This is a genomic window from Mycobacterium sp. E2989, from assembly GCF_001667595.1.
In the GTDB taxonomy this organism is placed as follows: domain Bacteria; phylum Actinomycetota; class Actinomycetes; order Mycobacteriales; family Mycobacteriaceae; genus Mycobacterium.
Genome location: NZ_LZJX01000112.1, coordinates 1 through 23,759, shown reverse-complemented (window position 1 = coordinate 23,759; position 23,759 = coordinate 1). Strand labels below are relative to the sequence as shown.

Annotated in this window: 25 protein-coding genes; 11 read left to right on the top strand and 14 right to left on the bottom strand. The window is 69.5% G+C overall.

Features of this window, described 5'->3' with window-relative positions:
* Positions 1 to 7: 7 nt before the first annotated feature.
* Positions 8 to 1,573, bottom strand: coding sequence for an AMP-binding protein (locus A5680_RS20105; RefSeq protein WP_055404714.1), 1,566 nt, complete (start codon positions 1,571 to 1,573; stop codon positions 8 to 10).
* Positions 1,570 to 2,460 (bottom strand): SDR family NAD(P)-dependent oxidoreductase, encoded by an 891-nt coding sequence (locus A5680_RS20100; protein ID WP_197499823.1) that lies wholly within the window; start codon positions 2,458 to 2,460, stop codon positions 1,570 to 1,572. The genes A5680_RS20105 and A5680_RS20100 overlap by 4 nt, the downstream gene beginning before the upstream one ends.
* A gap of 287 nt (positions 2,461 to 2,747) precedes the next feature.
* Between A5680_RS20100 and A5680_RS20095 the strand changes: the two genes are divergently transcribed.
* Positions 2,748 to 3,488 (top strand): cutinase family protein, encoded by a 741-nt coding sequence (locus A5680_RS20095; protein ID WP_067822454.1) that lies wholly within the window; start codon positions 2,748 to 2,750, stop codon positions 3,486 to 3,488.
* Positions 3,489 to 3,495: 7 nt separating this feature from the next.
* Here A5680_RS20095 and A5680_RS20090 read toward each other — a convergent pair whose 3' ends face one another.
* Complete coding sequence (locus A5680_RS20090; protein ID WP_067822657.1) at positions 3,496 to 4,857, bottom strand: aldehyde dehydrogenase family protein; 1,362 nt, start codon at positions 4,855 to 4,857, stop codon at positions 3,496 to 3,498.
* 35 nt (positions 4,858 to 4,892) lie between these two features.
* Positions 4,893 to 5,987 (bottom strand): AMP-binding protein, encoded by a 1,095-nt coding sequence (locus A5680_RS20085; protein ID WP_067822451.1) that lies wholly within the window; start codon positions 5,985 to 5,987, stop codon positions 4,893 to 4,895.
* Positions 5,988 to 6,156: 169 nt separating this feature from the next.
* Here A5680_RS20085 and A5680_RS20080 point away from each other — a divergent pair, with 169 nt between their 5' ends.
* Positions 6,157 to 7,134, top strand: coding sequence for an amidohydrolase family protein (locus A5680_RS20080; RefSeq protein ID WP_067822448.1), 978 nt, complete (start codon positions 6,157 to 6,159; stop codon positions 7,132 to 7,134).
* Here the strand turns inward: A5680_RS20080 and A5680_RS20075 are convergent.
* Entirely contained in the window at positions 7,131 to 8,051 is a 921-nt protein-coding gene (locus tag A5680_RS20075; RefSeq protein WP_067822445.1) for an oxygenase MpaB family protein, read from the bottom strand. The two genes, A5680_RS20080 and A5680_RS20075, sit on opposite strands and share 4 nt — an antisense overlap.
* A 100-nt stretch (positions 8,052 to 8,151) precedes the next feature.
* Between A5680_RS20075 and A5680_RS20070 the strand changes: the two genes are divergently transcribed.
* The 3 genes from A5680_RS20070 to A5680_RS20060 are packed head-to-tail and all read left to right on the top strand — an operon-like array spanning position 8,152 to position 10,985.
* Complete coding sequence (locus A5680_RS20070) at positions 8,152 to 8,745, top strand: TetR/AcrR family transcriptional regulator (RefSeq protein ID WP_067822442.1); 594 nt, start codon at positions 8,152 to 8,154, stop codon at positions 8,743 to 8,745.
* A gap of 41 nt (positions 8,746 to 8,786) precedes the next feature.
* Positions 8,787 to 10,181 carry an adenylate/guanylate cyclase domain-containing protein gene (locus A5680_RS20065; RefSeq protein ID WP_055404907.1) on the top strand — a complete coding sequence of 465 codons (1,395 nt, stop codon included), beginning with the start codon at positions 8,787 to 8,789 and terminating at the stop codon, positions 10,179 to 10,181.
* 57 nt (positions 10,182 to 10,238) lie between these two features.
* Positions 10,239 to 10,985, top strand: coding sequence for a methyltransferase domain-containing protein (locus tag A5680_RS20060; protein ID WP_055404908.1), 747 nt, complete (start codon positions 10,239 to 10,241; stop codon positions 10,983 to 10,985).
* A gap of 12 nt (positions 10,986 to 10,997) precedes the next feature.
* Here A5680_RS20060 and A5680_RS20055 read toward each other — a convergent pair whose 3' ends face one another.
* The 3 genes from A5680_RS20055 to A5680_RS20045 all read right to left on the bottom strand — a co-directional run bounded on the left by A5680_RS20055 (position 10,998) and on the right by A5680_RS20045 (position 13,224).
* Positions 10,998 to 11,804, bottom strand: coding sequence for an SDR family oxidoreductase (locus tag A5680_RS20055; protein WP_055404918.1), 807 nt, complete (start codon positions 11,802 to 11,804; stop codon positions 10,998 to 11,000).
* Between the two features lies 1 nt (position 11,805).
* On the bottom strand, positions 11,806 to 12,279 hold the full coding sequence (locus tag A5680_RS20050) for an SRPBCC family protein (protein ID WP_055404909.1): 474 nt from the start codon (positions 12,277 to 12,279) through the stop codon (positions 11,806 to 11,808).
* A 249-nt stretch (positions 12,280 to 12,528) separates the two neighbouring features.
* The gene (locus tag A5680_RS20045; RefSeq protein ID WP_055404919.1) at positions 12,529 to 13,224 is read right to left on the bottom strand and encodes an SDR family oxidoreductase; all 696 of its coding nucleotides are present in this window, start codon (positions 13,222 to 13,224) and stop codon (positions 12,529 to 12,531) included.
* Between the two features lie 85 nt (positions 13,225 to 13,309).
* On the opposite strand from A5680_RS20045, the gene A5680_RS20040 reads away from it, so the two are divergent.
* Positions 13,310 to 13,918 carry a CGNR zinc finger domain-containing protein gene (locus tag A5680_RS20040; protein ID WP_231633872.1) on the top strand — a complete coding sequence of 203 codons (609 nt, stop codon included), beginning with the start codon at positions 13,310 to 13,312 and terminating at the stop codon, positions 13,916 to 13,918.
* 9 nt (positions 13,919 to 13,927) lie between these two features.
* Here A5680_RS20040 and A5680_RS26090 read toward each other — a convergent pair whose 3' ends face one another.
* The 5 genes from A5680_RS26090 to A5680_RS26490 all read right to left on the bottom strand — a co-directional run bounded on the left by A5680_RS26090 (position 13,928) and on the right by A5680_RS26490 (position 18,340).
* Entirely contained in the window at positions 13,928 to 14,086 is a 159-nt protein-coding gene (locus tag A5680_RS26090) for a hypothetical protein (protein ID WP_197281310.1), read from the bottom strand.
* Positions 14,087 to 14,218: 132 nt separating this feature from the next.
* Entirely contained in the window at positions 14,219 to 15,061 is an 843-nt protein-coding gene (locus tag A5680_RS20035; RefSeq protein WP_067822439.1) for an SDR family oxidoreductase, read from the bottom strand.
* Positions 15,062 to 15,074: 13 nt separating this feature from the next.
* Positions 15,075 to 15,839: a DUF2127 domain-containing protein gene (locus A5680_RS20030; protein ID WP_055404911.1), complete on the bottom strand. Its 765-nt coding sequence runs from the start codon at positions 15,837 to 15,839 to the stop codon at positions 15,075 to 15,077.
* 45 nt (positions 15,840 to 15,884) lie between these two features.
* Complete coding sequence (locus A5680_RS20025) at positions 15,885 to 17,291, bottom strand: MmgE/PrpD family protein (RefSeq protein WP_067822436.1); 1,407 nt, start codon at positions 17,289 to 17,291, stop codon at positions 15,885 to 15,887.
* 92 nt (positions 17,292 to 17,383) lie between these two features.
* Positions 17,384 to 18,340 carry a LysR family transcriptional regulator gene (locus A5680_RS26490; RefSeq protein ID WP_055404913.1) on the bottom strand — a complete coding sequence of 319 codons (957 nt, stop codon included), beginning with the start codon at positions 18,338 to 18,340 and terminating at the stop codon, positions 17,384 to 17,386.
* 130 nt (positions 18,341 to 18,470) lie between these two features.
* Between A5680_RS26490 and A5680_RS20015 the strand changes: the two genes are divergently transcribed.
* A complete protein-coding gene (locus tag A5680_RS20015; RefSeq protein WP_055404914.1) occupies positions 18,471 to 19,043 on the top strand; it encodes a carboxymuconolactone decarboxylase family protein in 573 nt (190 codons plus the stop codon).
* 105 nt (positions 19,044 to 19,148) lie between these two features.
* On the opposite strand, the gene A5680_RS20010 is transcribed toward A5680_RS20015, so the two are convergent.
* Complete coding sequence (locus A5680_RS20010; protein WP_067822433.1) at positions 19,149 to 20,039, bottom strand: helix-turn-helix domain-containing protein; 891 nt, start codon at positions 20,037 to 20,039, stop codon at positions 19,149 to 19,151.
* A gap of 132 nt (positions 20,040 to 20,171) precedes the next feature.
* On the opposite strand from A5680_RS20010, the gene A5680_RS20005 reads away from it, so the two are divergent.
* From A5680_RS20005 to A5680_RS19990, 4 genes are all read left to right on the top strand, one after another.
* Positions 20,172 to 20,585 (top strand): nuclear transport factor 2 family protein, encoded by a 414-nt coding sequence (locus A5680_RS20005; RefSeq protein ID WP_055404915.1) that lies wholly within the window; start codon positions 20,172 to 20,174, stop codon positions 20,583 to 20,585.
* Entirely contained in the window at positions 20,586 to 21,404 is an 819-nt protein-coding gene (locus tag A5680_RS20000; protein ID WP_067822430.1) for an SDR family NAD(P)-dependent oxidoreductase, read from the top strand. It abuts the gene before it with no gap.
* 266 nt (positions 21,405 to 21,670) lie between these two features.
* The gene (locus tag A5680_RS19995) at positions 21,671 to 22,957 is read left to right on the top strand and encodes a sodium:proton exchanger (protein WP_369827689.1); all 1,287 of its coding nucleotides are present in this window, start codon (positions 21,671 to 21,673) and stop codon (positions 22,955 to 22,957) included.
* 109 nt (positions 22,958 to 23,066) lie between these two features.
* Positions 23,067 to 23,759: adenylate/guanylate cyclase domain-containing protein (locus tag A5680_RS19990; RefSeq protein WP_304442370.1), on the top strand; the 693-nt coding region annotated here is incomplete at its 3' end.

Sequence of the window (23,759 nt, the reverse complement as noted above, 5' to 3'; positions counted from 1 at the left end):
GGGGCGGCTAGCCCGACAACTCCCTGCGCACGACCTTGCCCGCGGGATTGCGCGGGATGCTGTCGACGACGGTGATGTCCCGGGGCTGCTCGAAGCGGGAGACCCTGCCCTTGAGGTACTCCCGCAATTCGGCCGGGTCGGTGCCGCTGCCCGGCTGCAGCACCACGAAGGCGACCAGCCGATGACCGAACTTCTCGTCGGGAACGCCGATGACCGCGTTGTCGGCGATGGCGGGGTGCTGGGACAGCGCGTTCTCGACCGCGCGGGGATAGACGTTCTCGCCGCCGGAGATGATCATGTCGTCCTCGCGTCCGACGATGTACAGCCGGCCCGCGTCGTCGAGGTAGCCCATGTCGCCGGTGCTGGTCATGCCGTCGACGACGTCCTTGGCGCCGCCGCCGGTGTAGCCCTCGCTCGCCAGCTCGCCGCCGACGAAGATGCGCCCGGTGACGCGCGGGCCGACCGGCCTGCCGTTCTTGTCGAGGATGCGCACCGGGCAGCCGGCCACCGGCCTCCCGACGGTCTCGGGCGCGTCGCGGAGCTCCGCCGGGGTGGCCAGCGCCCCGATGCCGACCTCGGTGGAACCGTAACCGTTGTAGAGGATGTCGCCATAGGCGTCCATGAACCGCTGCCCCAGGGTGGGGTCGAGCCGGTCCCCGCTCGACATCACCACCCGCAGATAGGGCACCGGGTTGCGGGCCCGCACCCGCTCGGGCAGGTCGAGGATGCGGGCGAGCACGATCGGCACCGCCGTGAACGCGTCGGCGCGATGCAGCGACGCCTGCGCGAGCGCGGCTTCGGCGTCGAACTGGCGCTGGGTGAGCACCGTGCCGCCCAGGGCCACGGTGAGCATCAGCATGCCCAGCCCGAGCCCGTGGAACATGGGCATTGCCACCGAGATTCGCGACCCGGTGCGCAGGCCGGTGCGGTCGAGGATGGTCACCCACACGCCGACCGCGGAACGCAGCTGCGGGGAGCGCGGCACCCCCTTGGGTGTTCCGGTGGTGCCCGACGTGAGCAGGACGATCCGGCCGGGCGCGGCCACGTCGGGCCGCGGGCCACCCTCCTCGGCGGTGACCGTCGCCGGGTCGATCAGGACCACCGATTCGTCCGCGGCGCGGGCGCGTTCGCCGAATTCGTCGTCGGCGATCATCGTGGTGATCCGGTGGGCGCTCATCGCGGACGCCAGTGCGTCGCTGCGAAAGTCGGTGTTGACCAGAACCACGTCGGCGCCCGCCAGGGCGACCGCGAAGACCCCGGCGATGAACCCCCGTCCGTTGCGGCACATCACGCCCACCGCGTCGCCGGGTCCCACACCGGCGCCGGTCAACCGGCGCGCGAGCGCATCGGTGGCCGAGCGCAGCTCGCGATAGTCCCAGACGCCGTCGTCGTCGACGATCGCGGCGCGGTCGGGCCAGCGCGTCGCGGTCACGGCCAGCAGCGTGTAGGGGTTGGTGCCGCCCCGGCGCGCCTCACCGATCAGCCGCAGGGTGGCCAGCGGCGACGGCGGGGTCAGCAGCCGCGACCGCAGCAGTGCGCGGGCCGCGGTGCCGGCCAGGCCTTCCCCGCTCATCGCCCGGCCTCGCCGGCCCCGGAATCCGAGAAGAAGCGGCGGTACCACAGCCGGGCCGCGCGTTCGGCCGGCCCGGCCAACAGCACCGAGGCCAGCTCGGCGGGCAACATCCACGAGGGTTCGTTGCTGCGGGGCCGCTCGATGACCGCCTTGGCGATCGCGTCGGCGGCCTGGTCGGCCGACAGGCCGGGCAGCCGGCCCAACAGGGGTGTGGGCGCGATCATCCGGGTGCGGACGAGGGCGAAGTAGACGGAGGTGACCTCCACGCCGTCGGCGTGCAGTTCCGGCGCCACGCTGCGCAGCCACCGGTCGAACGCCCCCTTCGACGCCTGGTAAGCGCCCCACTGCGGCCCCGGCACGACGCGCACGCCGACGCTGGAGACGTTCACGATGTGCCCGCCGCCGCTTTCGCGCATGGCCGGCAGCAGTCCCAGCAGCAGCCAGATGGGACCGAGGTAGTTGATGTCGATGGTGCGCTGAAAGTCGTGCGGCCGGTCGTACTGGTGATGCAGCGACCGGCGCAACGACTTGCCGGCGTTGCTCACCACGATGTCGAGCGCGCCGTGCTCCTCGGTGATCTCCTTGGTCAGCGCGTTGATGGCCGCCTCGTCGGTGAGGTCGGTCGGGTAGGCGACGGCCCGGCCGCCGGCGGCGTTGATCGACGCCGCGAGGTCGCCCAGCCGGTCCTCGGAGCGGGCCACCGCCAGCACGGTGGCCCCGGCGGCGGCCAGCCTGCGGGCGGTCGCCTCGCCGATTCCGTAGGAGGCGCCGGTCACCAGGGCGGTCTTGCCGCTGACCGCTCGGCGCAGCCTGTCGGGATCCGATACCCGCGCCGGATTGGCCACGTGGTCCGTGACCGCGTTGAGGGCCTGCACTATTGCGTTCAACTCTGCCGCCGCATTCACTCGTGTCGAGGACCGGCGGATGGCTTCACCGTGCGCTCGACTCGTCACAATTAGCAGACCACATCGCCGTCCCGGTGCACACCCCGCCCCGGCGTTCTGCGTCCCGCTCGGCCCGGGCGCCGCAGCGGCGGCCGTCGAAGCCGCGGATGAGGGTCGCGCGCAACGCTTCTCGGCCCGCGTCACCCGAGTTCGACGGGCTTGTGTGAATTCCCAGTAATTTCCAGGCTTTCTCCTGTTTAGCCGTGGGATCGGATGGGCACAATTGCGGCATGATCGCACGTCAAATAGCTCGTTTCCTTTCTCCGGCGGTGGCCGCGGCGTCCGCCCTCGGCGCCTCGGCCCTCGCCGGTTCCGTCATCCCCAGCGCCGCCGCCCAATGTCCGGACGTTCAGGTGGTATTCGCCCGCGGCACGGGTGAAGCCCCCGGCGTCGGCCCCACCGGGCAGGCCTTCGTCGACGCCCTGCACTCGCGGGTCGGGTCAAAGTCCTTCGACGTCTACCCCGTCAACTACCCCGCCAGCGACCAGTGGGACACCGGCATCGACGGTGTCAGAGATGCGGGCGCGCATGTCGTTTCGATGGCCCACGAGTGCCCCAACACCAAGATGGTGCTCGGCGGCTACTCCCAGGGCGCGGCCGTGATGGGCTTCGTCACCTCGCCCAGCGTCCCCGACGGCATCGACCCCAACACCGTGCCCAAGCCCCTCGACCCGTCAATCGCGAGCCACGTCTCCTCGGTCGTGTTGTTCGGCATGCCCAACGTCCGCGCGATGAACTTCCTCGGCGAGCCCCCCGTCGTGATCGGACCGACGTTCCAGGACAAGACGATCAAGGTCTGCGCCACCGAAGACCCCGTCTGCTCCGACGGGATGAACTTCTCCGCGCACAACACCTACGCCGACGACGGCGCCACGATCGACAAGGGCGTCGCCTTTGCGTCCAGCCACCTCGACGCGGGCACCAGCGGGGCCGCTTCGGTCGCCAACGGTAGGGGCGGCTTCGGAAGCTGAGCCCCGGCTAGTCCCCGATGACCCCCTTGGTGCGCATCAGGGCGTCCGCCAGGAACCCGTCGTGCGGGATTCCGGGCGCCGCGTGCCAAGTGGGGTGGGGCCCGACGTACACGTTGGCGATGGTCGGCTCGGCGAGCAGCTCGTCGACCAGGCTGTCGTCGCCGGTGATCGCGGTGACCACCAGTGAGTGCCGCAACGGTTCCGGCCCGGCGCCCCGCGACCACGGCGCCACCCAGACGCACGGGAAGGGCAGCTCGACGTTGAGCGCGTCCGCCGGTTCGGGCAATAGGTGCACGGCCGGTCGCAGCGCGGCGTGGCCGTCGCCGAGGTCGGCGACCACCTGGTCGGCGCCCAAGAGCGGCGTCGATCCTTCGGCCCGGGCCGCCAGGTAGTCCGCCAGGGCCCGGGCTTGTTCGAGGGGCTGGGTGGGCAGGATCGCGCGCTCGTCGTCGGCGGGAAGCGGCTCGATCGCCGCCAGCCGCCGGGCGATGGCCGCAGCCAGCGGCGTGGGATCGCCCTCGTACAGCACGGCGGTGGTGTTCACACACGCCATGCCCCCGAGGCCGGCGATCGAGTCGACGACGACGTCGATGTGGTCGCGCCAATCGCGGTCGGCGGTGATCAGAATCTTTGCGCGTCCCGGCCCGTTCACGATCACCGCCGGGTCGTCGGCGTACTTGTCGACCACGGGCTGACCCCCGTACACCATCGCGAGGTCGGCCGACCGGATGAGCTCATCGGCGCCGGCATGGTCGGTCGGCAGGTACACGGCGTCCTCGGGCCGAAAACCCGTCCGCCGCAACGCATGCACCAGCCGGTGCGCGGTCAGCGGTTCGCGGCGGGACGGACGCACCGCCACCCGGTAGCCGAGGGCGAGCGCCTGCGGCCACAGCCCGTGCACACCGGGACCGTTTCCGGCGGCCTGCACCGCGAACACCTCCCCGCGTCGCGCCCATACCGCGCCGCCGCGGCGGGCGTCCTCCTCGCGCCAATCGAGCGCGGCGCCCACCGGCCGGGCCGGGCGGACCGCGTCGAAGGCACCGCCGACGGCGTCGGCCACCCCGCGCGCCCCGGCGCGGGCCACCGCGACGGGCAGCCCCGAAATCCGGCTGGCGAGGCCGACATACGCCTCGAAGTCCAGGCCGGCGATCACCCCGTCCGCGAAGATGGCGGCGGCGCGTGACAGTGCCGCCGCGCGCCGCGCGACCGGGAGGGGCAGCGCCTTGCGCTGGGCGGCCAGGGTCCGCGCGACGTACAGCGGGGGCACCAGGCTCAGCTCGGCGACGGCGGCGCCGGCGGTACTGGTGATGACCTCGCGGCGGCGGGTCCGGTATTCCCCGCCGGGGCCGAGCGCGTCGATCGACACCAAATCGGCTGCGACGCCGGTCCGTTCGCCCGCCATGCTCAGTACACGCCTTCGATGACGGGCTCGCCCTCGAAGGTGCTCGCCGGCCGCACCGCTGCGACCGAGTCGCTGAGCTCCCCCGCCGGCCCGGGCATGCGGACCGCCAGGTCGCGTTCGAGGTTGTTGGGGATGAACATGCCCTTGCTGATGTGGTTCATCACCACCTGGCCGGTCTGACCGTAGGGCACCCGGTCCCCCGTGTCGGGGTCGACCACCCAGAACACCACGTACGGTGTCCGCGGGTCGAAGACGAACGCGTCGTCGTCGGCCGTCCGGGTCACCGCTTGGGAGAGCACCATCGTGCTGCCGAAGGCAATGGTGATCGTGGTGGCCGGGAAGATGCCGCGCAACAGGTCGAGAGTGTCGGCGTCCACGTGCGCGCCGCTGAGCAACAGGTAGCGGATCTTGTCGTTCAGCAGGTCGACCACGCGGTCGTCGCGGGCCATGGCCTCGAGCAACGGCGGGGTGGTGTGCAGGTTCGCGACGTTCTGCGTCCGCAACACGAACACGGCCTGCTCGACGACATGGTCGATGTAGGCGGCGACTTCGGATGCCGCGCCGCGGGCGGCGATCTTCTTGACCCAGCGCGGATCGATGTCGATCGCGTGAAAGATTGCGCCGAGCCGCTCGGCGACCAACCGCGAGAAATAGCCCACCCCATGCGGCCCGCTCGGCATCAGGCACAGGAAGCCGCGGCCGCGCTGGAACCCGCCGGCGGCGAAGTCCTCGGTCTGCCAGCGCACCACCTGCTCAACCCAATCCGGAAGCTGCGCAGTCCGTTTCGGGGCGCCCGTGGTGCCGCCGGATTCGAAGATCAGGGGCACCGGCGGCGGGTCGCCGTAGCCGCGCGGGATGAGGTCCTCCACCGGCGCGTCGCGCAATTCGTTGACCAGGTTGGGAAAAAGTCGCAGATCGGCGAAGTCGCGCACGTCGGCGATCGGGTCGAAGTCCAGCGTCGCCGCGGCCCGCAACCAGAACGGGGAACCGGTGTCTTCACCGAAGTGCCAGGCGATCGCCGCGCGCAGGTAGGCCTCGGGATCCTCGACGGGCCGGGATCGCGGCACGTCCAGCAGCGAGAAATCGACAGCGGCCATGCCACCGATCCTCGCCCATCCGCACCGGCTCGCCAAGCACCGGTGCGCCTATTCGCTTACTTCACAGCGAGTTTCAACCGTGTGCACCCCGTGTTCAGCGCACGGCCACTCGCACCCGGTGCGCCGGCGCAAATAGACTGTGGTGCCACCCGCGAGAGCAAGGGGACCGATGCGGTACATCGCCCTGGAAGAGGCCTTCTTCATTCCCGAGCTGGCCGAGCTGCGGCCGGCCCATGAGCAGTTGATGCGGTTGCTGCGCCCCGGGATCGGTGAGGAGTACGAGCGCCGGCTGTCCGACTTCACCGAATACCGCCTGCCGGAGATGGACGACGCGGGCATCGACATCCAGGTGTTGTCCCTGACGTCGCCGGGCCTGCAGGTCGACCTCGATGCCGAGCGGGCCCGCGGGGACGCGCGGTTCGCCAACGACTACCTCGCGAAAGTCGTTGCCCAGCATCCCGATCGGTTCCGCGGGTTCGCGGCCCTACCGCTGCAGGACCCCGCCGCCGCGGCGGCCGAGCTGGAGCGCGCCGTCACCCAGGACGGGTTCTGCGGGGCGCTGGTCAACGACTGCATCAGCGGGCCGGGCGGGCGCTATTTGGACGCGCCCGCCTACGACGAACTGTGGTCGGCGGTGGAATCCCTTGGCGTGCCGCTCTATCTACACCCGGGCGCGCCGCCCGCGGATCGCTGGCGGGTCATCGATGGCCGTCCGGAACTGTACGGCGCGACCTGGAGTTGGGCGGCCGAGGTGAGCGGGCACGCGTTGCGCATCCTCTTCGGCGGCGTCTTCGATCGGCATCCCGGCGCGACGCTGATCCTGGGCCACATGGGCGAGTTCCTGCCGTTTCAGCGCAGCCGGCTGGACTCCCGGTATGCGACGGTCGCGACGACCACCACGCTGGCGCGCGCGCCGTCGGCCTACCTCGGCACCAACATCGTCTTCACCAACAGCGGGGTCTTCTCGCCGGCCGTCATGCTGGGAGCGGTGCTGGAAGTGGGGGCCGACGCGTTGATGTTCTCGGTCGACTACCCCTACGAGTCGTCCCGCGAGGCGGTCGACGGGTTCGAGCGGACGACGCTGCCGGCCGCCGATCGGGAGAAGATCGCGCACGGCAACGCCGAACGGCTGCTGCGCATCGGTTAGGCGGCGCGGTTGTGCAGTCGGCGCGGGTCGACGCCCGCCCGTCGCCACGCCTCGGCGGCCCACGGCGTGTAGATCGCGCCGACGGGCAGCCGGTTGATCAGTGGGTTGAGCGCGCGCATGGCGGCGGCGAACCGCTGGAACCGCTTCTCCTTCTTCGCATTCCACTCCAGCTGGCAGACCTCGCGCATCTGCGGCGGCATGGTCCCCACCAAGACCAGGCGGGTGTAGGCGTTGAGCGGGGCGGACAACACCTTCCAAACCGGCTTCGGCAGCCAGCGCGGGCCGGGGATGCCCTTCCGGATGTAACCGGTGCCGTACAAGACGGTCTTGTGCGGGACGAACCGCTCGAGCATCTCGTCCCAATAGGCGAGGAACTCGTCGTAAGTCTGCGGTTGGGCGCGGTCGCTGACCCCGTAGAGGCCGTACCACACCTTGCCCTCGTTGAAGATTCGCTCCTTCTCCGCATCCGAGAGGCGGCGGATGAACGTGTCGGTGTTGTAGATGACCTGGTCGACGAAGCTGGCGTGCGCCCAGTAGAACAGTTCGGGGTTGAGCGCGTGGTACCTCGAGCCGTCGGCGATGGTCCCCTTGATCGTGGTGTGGAAGTCGCGGACCTTGCGTCCCCACTCGCGGGGTTCGTCGGAGTAGACGGTCTTCATCAGCGGCGGCGCGGTCCGCTTGGCCCGCCCCAGCGTGTCACTGAAGACCACCGAGTGGTCGAGCACGCCTTGGGCGAGCTGTTCGATGCAGTTCTCCACACCGGCGGTGCGCTGGAATCCGAAGAACTGGGTGCGGTTGTCCCCGTAGAACTTCCAGATCAGCGACTCGGGCCCCAGCCGCGCAACGTCGTCGGTGTCGTCGACCGGCATCGGCAACGCCTCCCGCACGCCGGTGTCGAAGTCCCGCTGCGCTGTCATCCCGACTCCTCGCCCCCGCACCCAAGTTGTGAACCAGAGAAACAAATGCGTATCTTTGTGTCAAATCTGGTGTCGAGATTGCCATGGGGGTCGTCAGGCCATGCGGAGCCACAGCCTTGACGGCAACCTCGCCGAAGCCTCCGAGCTCGAGCGCGCGATTTTGGACACCGCCCGCACCGTCTTCGAGACCTACGGCGTGCGCCGGGCCAACATCGAAGACGTGGCCGCCCGGGCCGGAGTCAGCCGCAGCACCGTGTACCGGCGCTTCCCCACCAAGGACGTCCTGTTCGGGCACGTCGTGCGGCGCGAGGCCGAGGCGTTCTTCACCACGCTGGACCGGGCCACCGCCGGCTGCGACCCGCAGCAGGCCGTCGTCGAGGCGTTCGCGCTCGGCGTCCGCCTGGTCCACGACTCGCCGCTGTACTCGCGGATCGCCGAGAGCGAGCCCGAGTTGCTCGGCATGTTCTCCCGCTCGCAGGCCTTCCCCATCGGCCAGTTCGCCGACGGCATCGCCCACACCCTGCGCCGGTGCGGGTCCGCCATTCCCGACCGCGACCTGGCCGACATCGCGGACATCCTGCTGCGCGTCGCGCTCGGCATCATCGTCTTCCCCACCGACCGGCTCGACACGGCGGATCCCGCGGCCGTCCGGGAGTACGCCGCCCGCTATCTGGTGCCGGTCATCCGCCGCTGACCGGTTCCGGCCTGTCGGTGGCCTGCACTAGCCTTGAATGCGTGGCTGGGAGTTCCGCGGCTCCGCGGACCCGGTACGCCACTTGCGGCGAGATCGACATCGCCTACCAGGTCTTCGGCGATGGTCCGATCGACCTGCTCGTGCTGCCGGGCCCGCTGATCCCGATCGACTGCGTCGACCTCGAGCCGTCGATGTACCGCTTTCATCGCCGGCTCGCCTCGTTCTGCCGGGTGATCCGGTTCGACCAGCGCGGCATCGGCCTGTCGTCGCGGGTCCCGTCCGACATGCTGGGCCCGGAGTCGTGGGCGCAGGACGCGATAGCGGTGATGAACGCGGTGGGATGCGAGCGGGCGACGATCTTCGCCCCGGGCTTCACCTCGCTGGCCGGGATCGTGCTGGCGGCCGACCATCCCGAGCGGGTGACCAGCCTGGTCATCGCCAACGGCGCGGCCCGCACGCTGCGTGGCCCCGATTACCCGATCGGTGCGGAACTCGCGGACGCGGATCAATTCACGACCGTCGGGATGGAGCCCGACGCCGTCGAGCAGGGCTTCGACATGCTGGGCATCATCGCCCCGTCCGTGGCGGGCGACGACGCGTTCCGCGCGTGGTGGGACATGGCCGGCAACCGGGCCGCGTCACCCAGCATGGCCCGCGCGTTCATCAACAAGGTCAGGGAGGGCGACGTCCGCGACCGGTTGCCCCGCATCGCCGTGCCGACCCTGATCCTGCATCGCGACAACCCCGACTTCAGCCCGGTCGAGCACGCGCACTACCTCGCCGAGCACATCCCCGGCGCGCGCCTCGTCGAGTGCCCCGGCGGGGACACCCTGTACTGGGTCGGCGACACCGCGCCCATGCTCGACGAGATCGAGGAGTTCATCACCGGCGTGCGCGGCGGTTCCGATGCCGAGCGCCTGCTCACCACGATCGTGTTCACCGACATCGTCGGCTCCACCGAGCGGGCCGCGATCCTCGGCGACCACCGCTGGCGCGACCTGCTGGACAACCACGACACCCTGGTGCGCCACGAGCTGCAGCGGTTCGCCGGGCGCGAAGTCAACACGGCCGGAGACGGATTCGTCGCCACGTTCAGCAGCCCGAGCGCCGCGATCGCGTGCGCCGACGCCATCGTCGACGCGGTCCGAGTGCTGGGCATCGAGGTGCGGGTGGGCATCCACGCCGGCGAAGTCGAGGTGCGCGGCAACGACGTCGCCGGCATGGCCGTGCACATCGGCGCGCGGGTCGCCGCGCTCGCCGGCCCCAGCGAAGTGCTGGTGTCCTCCACGCTGCGCGACATCGTCACCGGATCGCGACACCGCTTCGATGATCGCGGCGAGAGCGCGCTCAAGGGCGTGCCCGGCCAGTGGCGGCTGTACTCCCTGGTGCGCGAGCACGCGATCGTCAGGGCGGTGACCAAGCGCGGCTCGGCGTAGGCTGCCGGTGGGCCTCGATTCCGGCCTACAGCTTGGCTTTTCGCCGAAGGAGTACGCATGACCGACGTGCACATCTCGCTGCCGCCCGCCCTGCGGCGAGCGCTGGAACTGCTCGCCGAACCACCGGCGGATCCCGACGTGAGCAAGGGCTACCTCGATCTGTTGGGCGCCGAATCCGCCGAGGCCGACGGCGTCGCGAGGAACACCGGGCCGATCCAGGCGGCGTGGGCGTCACCGATCGGGTCGATGCTCTACGACAACGCCCAGGCCCTGTCGCGGCGGCTGATCAGCGCCTGGCAGACCCCGCTCGAGTGGCTGAACATCCCGCCGGGCGGCATCGCGCTGGACGTCGGATCCGGGCCCGGCAACGTGACCGCGTCGCTGGCACGCGCGGCCGGCCCCGACGGGCTGGCCCTGGGCATCGACATCTCCGAGCCCATGCTCGCGCGCGCCGTCCGCAACGAAGCGGGGCCCCAGGTCGGCTTCATCAAGGCTGACGCGCAACGACTTCCGCTGCGCGACGACACGGTCGACGCGGTCATCTCCACCGCCGTGTTGCAACTGATCCCGCACCCCGCGATAGCGCTCGGCGAGATGGCGCGAGTGCTGCGGCCGGGCGGCAGGCTGGCCGTGATGGTGCCCACCGTCGGCCCGGCCGCGCGGCTGTTCCAGAAGCTGCCGAACGTCGGCGCGCACGTCTTCGACGACGACGAGATCGGCGACATCTTGGAAGACCACGGATTCGTCAGCGTGCGGGTGAAGAACTACGGCACGGTTCAATGGGTGCGCGGCAAGAAGGGCTGAATCAGGCTCGCCTCATTGCTTTTTCATCGCGGGGTGACCCCGCGTCAGCAGCGGCAACAGCAGTTCGGGCGGCGTGACCCGGAACAGGGCCGCCGCCACGCGGTTCACCCGACCCGGAACGACGACCGCCTTGCCGGCCGCCAGCCCGTCGATCCCGGCCTGCGCCACCTGGTCGGCGGGCACCCACATCACCCGCGGCAGGGCGGCCTCGGCTTCCTCCTTGGAGAAGCCGGCCGCCTCCCCGAACCCGGTGTCCACCGGCCCCGGGCACAGCGCCGTCGCGCCGACTCCGGTGCCGCGCAGCTCACCGCGCAGGCTGTGCGTGTAGGACAGCACGAACGCCTTGGCGGCGCCATACGCCGCTTGGCCGGGCAGCGGCCCGAAGCCGGCCACCGACGCCACATTCAGCACGGCGCCTCGACGGCGGTCCACCATGCCCGGCAGGAACCGGCTGCACAGGTCCACGACGGCCGCCACGTCGACCTCGACCAGGTTGACCTCTTGTGCGGGAACGGATTTCGCCACGACGCCCAGGGTGGAGAACCCGGCGTTGTTGACCAGGATGTCGGGCACCAGCCCGAGGGCCGAGATGCGGTCGGGCAGGGCGGCTCGTTCCGTTCGGTCGGACAGGTCGGCCGGTAGGGGGTGCGCTCGCTCGCCCAGCCGCCCGGCGAGCGCCTCGAGTCGGTCGGCGCTGCGGGCGACCAGCACGACGTGGTGGCCGCGCCGGGCGAGGATTTGAGCGAACTGTTCGCCGATGCCCGACGAAGCGCCGGTGATGATGGCCGCGCGGTCGTCGCCCGGTGGGGGGAGGGCCATGTCAGGCTTGCCCTCCCGCATCGGGGGTTTGCGCGACAACCGCGAGCCGGTCGATGGATTCGCGCAACATGTCCGGCGTCGTCGCGCGAGCGCGCTCCATGCGGGTGGCATCGGTCAGCGCCGTCCAGTCGTAGGTGTGGGTCACCGTGGTGAGTTCGGCGTTCACCGGGCTGAGCTCCCAACGCCAGAGGTGACCGGGCGGTTCCTTCCTGGGTTCCGCGGGGCGCCAAGCGATTTTGCTGCCCTCGACGAATTCCACCACGTGGTTCTCGCGCACGGCGCCGTTGGTCAGCGTCGTCTTGAACACGTCGCCTACGCCACGGACGCGTTGTCCGGGGGCCGACGAGGCGAGGTTGTCGTTGCCGTCCCAGCTGGGCTGGCGAGCGGGATCGGCGATCAGCTCGAAGATCCGGGCGGCGTTGGCCGCGATCACGCGGGTGGCGCTCACGATGCGTTCGGCTTCCATGTCGGACATATCGCTATCCAAACACGTCGACCGGCCGCGGCGCCCCGATGGATTGTGACCTTCGACCGAAGGATTGAGGACCTTCGGCCGTCGAAGCGCCGCCGGACCGGTGCGAGCGTGGTGGGTGCCGGGTAACCCGGTGGTCTGCCCGAAGTGCAGCAAGCCCATTTTTGGGCGAGGCCATCCGCAAGGGCCTGATTGACCCACCGTCTTAAGACGGGGATCTGCCTTCGGGCAGACCTTCATGCGTCCGGCAGGTCAGGGCATCCGGGGCAGTGCCTCGACCGGTCCGGACAGCGCGGCCTTGACGTAGCGGGTGTCGTCGTCGGCCAGCACCTCGGCCTCGTCGCGTTCGATGCCGTCCACGATGGCGCGCGCGACCTCACGCGGGTCGTTCTTGGGCGCGTCGAAGCCGGCGGCCATGTCGGTGTCGGTGAAGCTGAGGTGCGCGGCGACGACCAGGGTGCCCTGCTTCTCGAGTTCGATGCGCAGCGAGTTCGTCGTCGACCACAGAGCCGCCTTGGAGTCACCGTAGGCGCCGGAGCCGGGCATCCAGGACAGGATCGAGGCGATGTCGACCAGGGCGCCACCACCGTTGCGGGCCAGGATCGGCGCGAACGCCTTGGCGACCCGAAGCGCACCGAAGTAGTTGGTCTCGAACACCGCGCGCACGTCCTCGATGTCGCTGTCGAGCAGCTTGCGCCCGCTGAGCACGCCCGCGTTGTTGATCACGATCTCGGCGTCCGGCGCCGAGATAGCCAGGGCCGCAACGGACTCCGGCCTGGTCACGTCCAACTCCAGGCTGACCACGCGGGGGTCATCACTGCGCTTCGGCGCCCGCGCCGTCGCGTACACCTTGGCCGCGCCGCGCCGCAAGAACTCGTCCACGATGGCCTTGCCGAGCCCGCGCTGCCCGCCGGTGACCACAACCGTCGACCCCTTGATGTTTACCATGATCCGCACTCCTTGACGTATGTGTAGCGACTTTGATTCTGTCACCGTAGTTGCCGGCGATGACATATGCAAGTATCTTTTAGTTATGTCTATTTCATGGTCTGCGTCACAGCGCTACGGCATAGCCCCGGCGCCGGGCGGGCTGGCCCTGGTGCACGACTTCCTCAACACGAGGGACATCGCGGGATACGGGCCGGACCTGCTCGCCGACCCCACGCTCGCCCGCGACTGGGTGGCGGGCGCGGTGCGCGCCTGGTCGGCCGCGCGCGGCGTGGAGCTGCCCCCGCCCGTGCTGGGCGAGACGGACCTGGCCAGGCTGCGCGCGTTGCGGTCCAGGATCGGCTCACTGGTCGCGGGTGAGCCCGCGAGCGGACGCGATGGCGGCCCGGTTCCCGCATCCCTGCGGATATCCGACGCCGGCGAGGTGCGGCTGGACCCCGCCGGCACCGGCTGGCGTTGGCTCGCCTCGGCGCTGTGGGCCGAGATTCTGCTCAGCCAGCACGCCGATACCTGGCGGCGGCTAAAGCAGTGCCACAACCACCGCTGCGCGTCGACGTTCTACGACCGCTCAAAGAACAACAGCGGGGTGTGGCACGACGTCAAGACGTGCGGCAACGCCGCCAATCTGCGCGCCTCGCGGGCGCGTCGACGGGAACGCGAGCGCGCGACGGGTTCAGCCGATGCGCCGCGGTAGGCGGCGGCGTCAGCAGCGCTCGGCGCCCCGCCGCATGAGGGTCACGCCGGGGCGGGGTGATTCGCTGCGCAGCACCGCGTGCAACGCGTGACAGGCGCGCGCCTTCAGCGGCGTCACCACGGCGAGACGGGGCGGGTGCTGGCTGATCCAAGACGGCAGTGTCGCCACGGTTTCGATCCTTCGTCTGTTCGGCCTGTGCGCCGATCCATTGAATTCCACCGGGGTCGCTTTACGCATGCGCCGCGCCGGGGTTAACGCCACGAAAAGCCGCATTGTGGCGAGGCCCACACCCGACGGGTGTCACGAACGCCTGAAGCGGCGCAGGTAGCCCGGCAACGCGCGCACGGGTAGGGCTTTCGGCCAATCGTCGGCACGGAAATACGCGTCGGTCCCGCCATCGACGAACACGACGCTCCCGCAGAGGAATTCGGCGGAATCGGAGAGCATGAAACACATCCAGTCGGCCATGTGCCGCGCCTCGCCGAAGCCCCCGATCGGGACCGGGAAGGACCGAACGGCTTTGGCCTGCCTTGGATTCGCGAGTTGTTCCTGCAGCAACGGCGTCATGATGGCTCCGGGCGCCAGGGCGTTCAGCCGGACGCCCGAACCCGCCCACTCCGGCAGCACCGCGTGTCGCCGCACCCACCGGCTGACGGCGATTTTCGACGCCGCGTAGATCATCGTCGGCGCGCCCGGTCCGTACGGCCGCACCGACCGCAGGGCCTTGTCAGCGTCGTGTGCGAGCAACGCCTTGACCGCTCGGCGCGGGACGAGGGGCACGGTCGTCGACGAGTTGCTCGCCACGACCACCACTTTCGCGCGTTCAGCCGCGACCAACGCCGGGCGCCAGGCGAGCAGCGGCTCGACGACGCCGAAGTAATTGACCTGGGCGATCTGGCGTATCCGGTCCCGGCCGGGGCTGGGCCCCAGGCCGGCGGCCAGCACGGCGCCGTCGAGTTTGCCGCCCGCGGCCGCCAGAACGCCGTCGGCGGCCCCTTGACGTCCGTGCGGCGTCGACAGGTCGGCGACGATGTCGGCGTCTTTGATGTCGACACCGATCACGTTGTGCCCGTCTGCCCTCAGCCGCCGCGCGGTCTCCTGGCCCATCCCGGAAGCCGATCCGGTGATCGCATAAGTGCCCATCGTTGTTTCCTCGTCAGGCGCTCGCCGCGGCCTTTTCGACGTCGAGAAGCTGTTCGCCCCGGCGTTCCTCGTCGTAGGCCGCGCGGCCGCCACGCAGGCCGAACAGGCGTTTCGAGAACAGCAGGTAGACCACGGCGGCCACGTTGATGGCGAAGGTGACCACCCGGGTCATCGTGATGCCCTTGGCGAGGTCGTGGATTTCCAGAGGCAGGAAGACCGAGGTGGCGATCACCGCGAAGTACTCGCCCCAGCGCTTCAGCAACCACAGGCCGACGGCTTCGATGACCTCGATCAGCGCGTACCCGGCCAGCATCAAGGTGAGCAGGGCCAGCGTGGATGGCTTTGCCGCCAGCGCCTTTTCCAGCTCGTGCACGATCGTCATCTGGTCGACCTTGAACCCGGCCGCGCGGAAGATCGGCAGGTCTCGGTCCAGGGTCGCCTGAATGGCCCCCCGCGCGCCGCGGAACTTCCACACCGCGTACGCGGCGAGCGCGATCACCACCGCCCGGAACAGGCGTTCCACGGCGAGGGTCCGGATGATGATGGCCTGGCGTAAAGCCTTGCCGCGCATGATCATCGGCGCATCCTCGGCGCGTCCCCGGCCGTGCGGCTCGCCCACGGTGAATTCACCGCAGCGCAGGCAGCGCCACACCTCGCCGAGTCCGGTGGTGCCGCTCAACCGGGCGGCGAGGTCCTGTTCCTCGGGCGCATAGGTGGCGTGCCCCGCGATCGCGCAGGTGACCAGCTCCCACCGATTGATGCCACGATCTTTGCGCATGGCCGATCATTCAACGCCCGTGGCGCACCACGCAAGGGGGCGGGGTCAGAAGCGCACCCTGCTGCGCCGACGTTCGGCGCTTGGGCTGACCGCGCCGAGCAACGCGGCGAACTCCGCGACGGGGATCTCGTCCAGGTGATCGACGGCCGCGACGATGTCGTCGCGCAGCGTCTCGCCACAGAACGGCTCGGCCAGCCAACCGAACTTGTCGACGACGCGCTCCCACGTCATGGGCCGGGTGGGCGACCCCTCGTAATCGCTCTGCTCGCGGCTGAATTCCCGCCCGTCACGCATTACCACGTGCACGCGGGCCGCGGTGCGTTGCGGGTAGGCCGCGGTCAGGTCGGGCGCGGGCTTGACGTCGACCCGGGATAGCAAGTCCTGAACGTCGCCGCGCAACAGGCGATCCGACTCGATCTGCGCGGGACCGACGCCCCCGTCCAGCAGCGCCACCGCGCTGAGATATTTCAGGTTGTAGTCGGCCTGCTCCTTGGTCAGCGGGTGATCCTTGGCGCCGTACTCGCCCCCGCCGGCGAAGTCGTAGGCGCCCTGGAAGACCTCGACGGTCACCCGCGCGACGTCCTCTCCGCGCAGGTCGTTTTCGCCGCGGATCGCCAAGACCGCGTCAATGATGGCCTGCCCGTGGATAAGTGAGCAGTACTGCTTGAGGTAGGTCTGCTCCACGCAGGCGAGCGTGCGGTCGTCGGTGTGAAAGTCGATGGGCTGGTCGAAGAGCCGCACCAGGCCGTGCGGGCCTTCGAACAGGGCCTTGGGCCCGGTGACGCCGCGGGCGGCCAACATCGTCGTGTACACCGCGCGCATGCCGGTGATCGCCGGTGAGATGCCTTTCCAGTTCGAGACCGGCTCGGCGTGCACGGCCGCGAGTGACACGTTGTCGGCGGTTGCGGCGGCAATCGCGTTGGCGGTTTGCTCCGCGTCGAGCCCCATCAGTTTGGCCGATCCCGCCGCGACCGACATCGCCAGTTGCAGGGCGTGATTGAGCCCGCGCGCCATCACGGGAACCTGGGCACTGAACCGGCATTGGATCTCGTAGGCGACCGCCAGGGCCAGTAGGAAATCCGCCCCGGTGGCGTTGACGTGCTCGGCCACCGCCAGGATCGCCCCGAAGTTGTCGGCCGGATGGCACAGTCCGCCCACCGTCAGATAGGTGTCGAGCAGGTCCGGGTAGCGCACCAGGACCGCGTTGAAGAACGCCGCCTGATCGACCGAGGCCCGGCCGCCGCCGACGAGCGTCGCGGTGGGGACGCCGCTGAACTGGTCGGTGTGTTCGCGGATCGTGGCGATCAGCTCACCGTCCAGCGAGCCGACGGCGCAGGCGACGCTGTCCAGCACGTTGCGTTTCAGCAAGGCCCGGGGTTGTCCGCTCAGGTCCTCTTGGCGGGCGCCGACGACGAAGCCGGCAAGATCGTCGACAACGTAGTTCTGTGTCATGGGGTTTGGTCCTCCCGTCGTTGCCTCCACTGAAGCGCGGCAACGACACGGGAGTCCAGGACCGATCTCTTACCAGTGCTCGACCGGAGTTCCTACCGCAGTTCGGCGCCCGAGGCGAGGGCGTCGCGGTGCGGGTCGTCGGCAGGAGCCCACCACCGGTCGGTGGGCGGGGCGAGCCAACCGCGGGCGCGCGCCGTCGTCAGCAGCGCGTCCACCAGCCCCCGCACACCGGAACGGTCGTCGTCTTGGCGGTGCAACAACGACCACGTCCACAGGGGTGTCGGCGCGGCGACGGGTCGCTGGCCCAGGCTGGGTGGAATCACCGCGGTATGTCGCTTCGGTGAGGCCAGCACAGGTGCGCCGATCCTGCGCACGTGGGCGTAGAAGGCGTCACCGGTGACGCCGCCGTCGTCGATCCTGACTATCCGCGCACCCGTGTGGGCCGCGAACTCCTCGGCGAACCGATTCCACGACGACCATGCCGACTCGTCGGCGTCGACCAGGACCTTGACCCGTTGCGCGGCAATCGGTTCCGGTGATCCCACGCCGGGAAGCACGGCTTGCAGGGGTTCGGCACGTAGCAGGTATGCCGTCAGTCCGCGCTGCTTGACCTGCTCGGCGGTCACCCACGCCAGCGCGATATCGAGCGTTCCCTCCGCCACGCGGTCGGCCTGCGCGTGCGACGGCAGCACCCATTCGTCGACCCGCAGCGCCACCTCGGGCCCAACCAGGCTGGTGATGTCGTCGGGCAGCCAGCTGACGTAACCCAGCCGCACCGGCGTGCTCTCGGCCGCCGCCAGCTGCAGTCGGTGCTTGGCGTCGTCGGCCAGGGCCAATATCCTCCGCGCGTCCGGCAGCAGGGTGCGTCCGGCTTCGGTCAGCCGGACGCTGCGCCGGTCTCGCGCGAACAGCTCGGCCCCCAACTCGCGTTCGAGGGCGATGATCTGTTGGGAGAGAGCCGGTCCCGAAATGTGTTTCCGCCTGGCGGCTCGACCGAAGTGCAACTCCTCGGCAACCGCCACGAAGTAGCCCAGCTGCCGCAGTTCCATCAGACGAGCTTAAGCGGCCCTACCTGCGGTAGGAAGCGTGACCTAGCACTGGTCGAAAGCCCGTCGTGGACGCGCCGGCATTCGGGGGATTGGCTGGGTTGAAACAACCGCGATCACGTGAGGAGGTCCGGTGCGACTTCCGCTGTTGCCGCCGAGCGGTTTGACCGCCGCGCAGCAAGACCTCTATGCCGACATGCGTGCCGTAATCGACAGCGGCTTCGGCGAACTCGTTGCATACCGCGGCGACGGCGCGCTGATCGGGCCGTTCAACGGTTGGCTGCACTTTCCCCAATTTGGTTCGCCGGCTTGGGCTCTCAACAGGTCGTTATGGGAGCACGCCGTACTGCCCGGCAACGTCCATCAGTTGGTCATTCTGGTCACCGCCGCGAAGTTCGGGGCGCGCTACGAGATCTACGGGCATGAGTATTTCGCACGCCGCGCGGGGCTGTCCGACGACAAGATCGCCACCATCGCCGCCGGTGAGCGCCCCGCCGACCTGACCGACGACGAACGCGTCGCGTACGACATGGCGGCGGCGCTCAACCGCGGCGGTGTCCTGCCCGAGACCACCTATCGAGGGGCCGTCGCGCGGTTCGGCGAGCAAGGCGCCGCCGAGATCGTCTTTCTGGTGGGCTGCTTCTCCATGGTTGCCGTCACGCTCAACGCCTTCGACGCGGGAGTCCCCAGCCGCGAGGAGGCATAGCGCCTCATCCGGCCGGATTGCATCGGCTCGTCGGCAGACCTGCGTCGATGAGGCTCGCTGTGCCGCAGGGGTTTTGGTGATGACAACCCGTATCCGTATCACTACCTAGCCGGCGCGATTAACCGCCTTCTGTTGCGATTGCGTGATCGCCGCCGTTTCGGCGGTGAGCTTCTCGCCGATGAGCCGAATCTGCCGCGCGGACAACGGACACAGCGGATGCACGGCCACCATCAGGGCAACGTGTCGTTCATCGAAAACCGGCGCGGCGATGGTCACCACGGGTTGCTTGCGGCGGCCCGGGTTGTCGTCGGACAGGAAACCGATGGTGGTGAACTCGACGAGCAACTGGTCCATGATGTGGCGCACCGGCGTCGGCATCTCGTCGCTATCCAGCGTGCCGACCAGCTGCGCGGCCTGGGCCAGCGCGGGCGTCGTCCAGTCGACGTCGAAGCCCCGCTCGCGCGTGTGTTGCAACACCTGCTCGAGTCGCCGGGCGCGGTCGGGGTTGGTGCCCGCACCGCGGCGGATCCACGCGCGTTGTTCCTCCTCGTCGTCCCAGGCGGCGAGCGCGACGCCGAACGGCGGGGCGTACGGGATTCGATCGCCCGGGATCCCGGAGGGCTGGGTCGCGGGCTCGCCCTCAACCGCGGTGAGCACCAGCGAATCCCCGAATCGCTCGACCACCGAACACGCGTAGCCGACCTCGCGGGACAGGCGAAGCGCCGCCGCGCGGGCCGCGTGCGCCAACGGCCGAGCGGTGTCGGTTCGCGCCGCGACGACGGCCAGCGCGGGGCCGAGGGTGAACGTCTTGGCGACCGGATCGCGGCTGGCCCACCCCCGGTCGCACAGCGTCTTCAGGATGGCGTGCGCCGTCGCCTGCGTGAGATCGAGCTCCCGCACGATGTCGGAGAACCGCAACCGCGCGTTTCCGGACCGGGCCAGCAGCTCGACGACGTCGAGTACCCGGGCAGTGGGGGCAGACGTCGATCCGCGAATGGCTTGACTCCATCACCGCACGATTTAGAGTTAGGCGAACATTCGAGATCCTATATCGATTATTCGAGAAAGTAACCCGTTTGCGCGGGGGTGGTGCTGTGAAACGGCCGGCCACCCGAATGGAGACGTCTCGTGAGCGAAAACGACGACCGCCAACAAATTTCGGATCTGCTCGTTCGCTACGCGACCGGGATCGACCGGCGTGACTGGCCGCTGTTTCGAACGGTGTTCACCGAGGACTGCGAACTCGACTACGGCGAGATCGGCGCGTGGAGCGGCGTCGACGCCGTCACAGACTTCATGGACAAGACGCATGCCCCGGCGGGCCATACGCTGCACCGGTTGACCAACCAGGTCATCACGGTAAACGGCGATAAGGCGACGGCGCGCACCTACGTCGATGCCTTGATCATGTTCGCCGACAACCAATCCGGCGCCAACGGGATCGGCTATTACGACGACGACATCGTCCGCACCGCCGACGGTTGGCGCATCGCACGGCGACGCTTCACCATCGTGCGCGTGAGCGCAGTAGGGAGCCCGTAGATGGCGTTCGCAACCAAGTACGGGCCGTGGGCGCTGGTGGCCGGCGCCTCGGATGGGGTGGGCGCGGCCTTCGCCCGCGGGCTCGCCGAGCGTGGCGTCAACGTGGTGCTCCTCGCCCGTCGGCAAGCCGTACTCGACGAAGTCGCGGCCGCGATCGAGAAAGACACCTCGGCGGGCACCCGCACCCTCGCCATCGATCTGGCCGCACCCGGCGCGGCGGCGGAGATCGCGGCGGCGACCGCCGACCTGGAGATCGGCATCCTGGTGTACTGCGCGGGCGCCGACCCGAACTTCGAACCGTTCCTGGCCAATCCGATCGAAGTTGCCGAGGCGATGGTTCAGCGCAACTGCATGGTGCCGATGCAGCTGTGCCACCACTTCGCCGCCGGCATGGTGGAGCGCGGGCGGGGCGGGATCGTGTTGTTCGGCTCCGGCGCCGGCCTGGCCGGTGGGGCGAACATGGTCGCCTACGGCGCGACGAAGGCGTTCGACATGGTCTTCGCCGAGGCACTGTGGGCCGAGTTGCACGGCCAGGGCGTCGACGTCCTCGGCCTGATCCTGGGCAAGACCGATACGCCCGCCCTGCGGCAGCTCGAGCACAGCCGCGGCCAGATCGCTTCGCTCGACGAGGTGCCGCCGGGCGCGGCGGCCGTGCCGGACGTCATCGCGGAAGCGTTCGAGAACCTGGGCAACGGGCCGACCCTGATGGTCGGCGACATGATGCGCGCCGCCGAACAGATGCTGGCGTCGCTCACCCGCAACCAAGCGGTCGAACTGTTCGCACAGGCCGCGGCGGCGGCGATGGGCCCGGACAAGTAGGGCGAAGCTGCTCGCTCGCGGCGCGTCGCACTGGGTAGGGGCGGTTTTCGGTCCGAAAGGTTTGCCAAACTTCGAAATCAGGACCGCCTAACTTTCCAATGCTGCGCTTCTGGCCAGCAAAGATGCGTCCGGTTGCGTCCACGCCCGCCTGATCGACGGCGTTGCTGGCCACGCGCTCGGCGGGTAGTTTGGGAAGGCGTTAGGCACGGCTAATCCAGCCGGAGTAGCCGTTCCAATTCGCCACCCCTCCCGATCGAAGGATGACGATGCTCGCCAGCGACAGGGCCGCGGTCGCCACCGCGACGGCAGCGCGGTCGCGGCATCGCACCCTGACCCGGTCGGGGCTGATCACCGCCGCGTTTGTCGCCCCCGCGCTGATCATCCGCATCGTCGGACTGCACCCGGACCCGGTCGTTGCCCTGTTGATCTATGGGGCCGCCGTCGTGTCGGCGAGCTTCCTGCTGGCCTGGGCGGCGGAGACCGCGCAGATCGACGTCTCGGGTGGGCTGGCGACCGCGATCCTGGCGTTGATCGCGGTGCTGCCCGAATACGCCGTCGACCTGTACTACGCGTACGTCTCCGGCCACAACGCCGAGTACACGCAATACGCCGCGGCCAACATGACGGGCTCGAACCGGTTGCTGATGGGGCTGGGTTGGCCGGTGGTGGTGTTGGTCAGCATCATGGTGGCCCGCAAGGCCGGTGCCAAGGACAGCAAAGGTCTGGCGCTGCAACCGACCAATCGCGTCGAACTCGGCTTCCTGCTGATCGCCGGGGTCATCGCCTTCGCGATTCCGGCGAGCGGCCAGATCCATTTCGGCCTGGGGCTGGCGCTGCTGGCCTGGTTCGGTTTCTACCTGTACAAGGTCAGCCACGGCGACGTGGAGGAGCCCGATCTGATCGGGACGGCCGCCGCCCTCGGCGAGCTGCCCGATCGCGGGCGGCGCATCGTCGTCGTCGGCCTCTTCCTGGCGTCCGGCGCGGTGATCCTGCTATGCGCCAAGCCGTTCGCCGACAACTTGGTCGCCGCGGGCACCGAGCTGGGCGTCGACCGTTTCCTGCTGGTCCAGTGGCTCGCCCCGCTCGCGTCCGAGGCCCCGGAGTTCATCGTGGCCACCATCTTCGCCGCCCGGGGCAAGGGCACCGCGGCCATCGCCACCCTGATCTCCTCCAAGGTCAACCAGTGGACGCTGCTGATCGGGTCGCTACCGATCGCCCACCTGCTGGGCGGCGGTGGGTTCTCGCTGCAGCTCGACCCGCGTCAGGTGGAGGAAGTGCTGCTGACCGCCACCCAAACCATGATGGGCGTCGCGCTGCTGTTGGCGCTGCGCTTCCAGCGCGCCGCGGCGTGCACGCTACTGGGCCTGTTCGTCGTGCAGTTCCCGATCGCCTCGACGCACGGCCGGCTGCTGCTCTGTGCCGTCTACACCGTGGTGGCGGTCGCCGCGCTGATCCGCTATCGCCATCACCTGGCCGCCACCATCAAGGCGCCGTTCGTCGGCACGGCCATCCGGCACAGCGGTCACCCGCACCATCCGGTGCCAGACCCCTAGTCGCGGCGTAGCGCGGCGCTTACAGCAAAGCGCCGATAGCCGGGTTTCGCACCGCCAAGCCCCCTATTGTTAACAGCCGGGGTGGTACGACCTGGATGGGTGGTGCTCGGTGACGACGTCGAACCTGGCTTGCCCGTCATGCAGCGCTCAACTGCGCGCCACCGCCAAGTTCTGCGACGAGTGCGGATCGCAGCTCACGGCCAGTCCGGCGGCTGCGGAGTACAAGCAGGTGACCGTGCTGTTCGCCGACGTCGTGCACTCGATGGATATCGCCGCCGCGGTGGGTCCGGAACGGCTCCGCGAGATCATGGGCGAACTCGTCGAGCGCGCGGCGACGGTGGTACAGAGGTTCGGCGGCAGGGTGGACAAGTTCACCGGCGACGGCATCATGGCGGTGTTCGGTGCGCCGATCGCCTTGGAGGACCACGCTTTTCGCGCCTGTCTGGCAGCCCTGGGGATCCAGGCTGAGGCCGCGCTGGTGGCTGGCGAAGTCGCGCGCAGGGACAAGGTCGAGCTGCAGCTACGGGTGGGCCTGAATTCGGGTCAGGTGATCGCCGGCGAGATCGGATCCGGCGCCCTGGGTTACACGGCCATCGGCGAGCAGGTGGGCATGGCGCAGCGCATGGAGTCGGTGGCGCCGCCGGGCGGGGTGATGCTCAGCGAGTCGACCGCGCGGCTGGTCGACGACGCCGCGACCCTTTCAGATCCGGAGATGGTGTACGTCAAGGGCGCCAAGGACCCGGTCCCCGCTCGCCGCTTGATCGCCGCCACGAGCCAGCACAGCCAGCGCAAAGACCCTCAG

Coding starts and splice junctions, on each gene's coding strand:
- A5680_RS20105 (WP_055404714.1), bottom strand. CDS start 1,573: ATGAGCGGGGAAGGCCTGGCCGGCACCGCGGCCCGCGCACTGCTGCGG.
- A5680_RS20095 (WP_067822454.1), top strand. CDS start 2,748: ATGATCGCACGTCAAATAGCTCGTTTCCTTTCTCCGGCGGTGGCCGCG.
- A5680_RS20085 (WP_067822451.1), bottom strand. CDS start 5,987: ATGGCCGCTGTCGATTTCTCGCTGCTGGACGTGCCGCGATCCCGGCCC.
- A5680_RS20080 (WP_067822448.1), top strand. CDS start 6,157: ATGCGGTACATCGCCCTGGAAGAGGCCTTCTTCATTCCCGAGCTGGCC.
- A5680_RS20075 (WP_067822445.1), bottom strand. CDS start 8,051: ATGACAGCGCAGCGGGACTTCGACACCGGCGTGCGGGAGGCGTTGCCG.
- A5680_RS20070 (WP_067822442.1), top strand. CDS start 8,152: ATGCGGAGCCACAGCCTTGACGGCAACCTCGCCGAAGCCTCCGAGCTC.
- A5680_RS20060 (WP_055404908.1), top strand. CDS start 10,239: ATGACCGACGTGCACATCTCGCTGCCGCCCGCCCTGCGGCGAGCGCTG.
- A5680_RS20055 (WP_055404918.1), bottom strand. CDS start 11,804: ATGGCCCTCCCCCCACCGGGCGACGACCGCGCGGCCATCATCACCGGC.
- A5680_RS20050 (WP_055404909.1), bottom strand. CDS start 12,279: ATGTCCGACATGGAAGCCGAACGCATCGTGAGCGCCACCCGCGTGATC.
- A5680_RS20045 (WP_055404919.1), bottom strand. CDS start 13,224: ATGGTAAACATCAAGGGGTCGACGGTTGTGGTCACCGGCGGGCAGCGC.
- A5680_RS20040 (WP_231633872.1), top strand. CDS start 13,310: ATGTCTATTTCATGGTCTGCGTCACAGCGCTACGGCATAGCCCCGGCG.
- A5680_RS20035 (WP_067822439.1), bottom strand. CDS start 15,061: ATGGGCACTTATGCGATCACCGGATCGGCTTCCGGGATGGGCCAGGAG.
- A5680_RS20030 (WP_055404911.1), bottom strand. CDS start 15,839: ATGCGCAAAGATCGTGGCATCAATCGGTGGGAGCTGGTCACCTGCGCG.
- A5680_RS20025 (WP_067822436.1), bottom strand. CDS start 17,291: ATGACACAGAACTACGTTGTCGACGATCTTGCCGGCTTCGTCGTCGGC.
- A5680_RS26490 (WP_055404913.1), bottom strand. CDS start 18,340: ATGGAACTGCGGCAGCTGGGCTACTTCGTGGCGGTTGCCGAGGAGTTG.
- A5680_RS20000 (WP_067822430.1), top strand. CDS start 20,586: ATGGCGTTCGCAACCAAGTACGGGCCGTGGGCGCTGGTGGCCGGCGCC.
- A5680_RS19995 (WP_369827689.1), top strand. CDS start 21,671: ATGCTCGCCAGCGACAGGGCCGCGGTCGCCACCGCGACGGCAGCGCGG.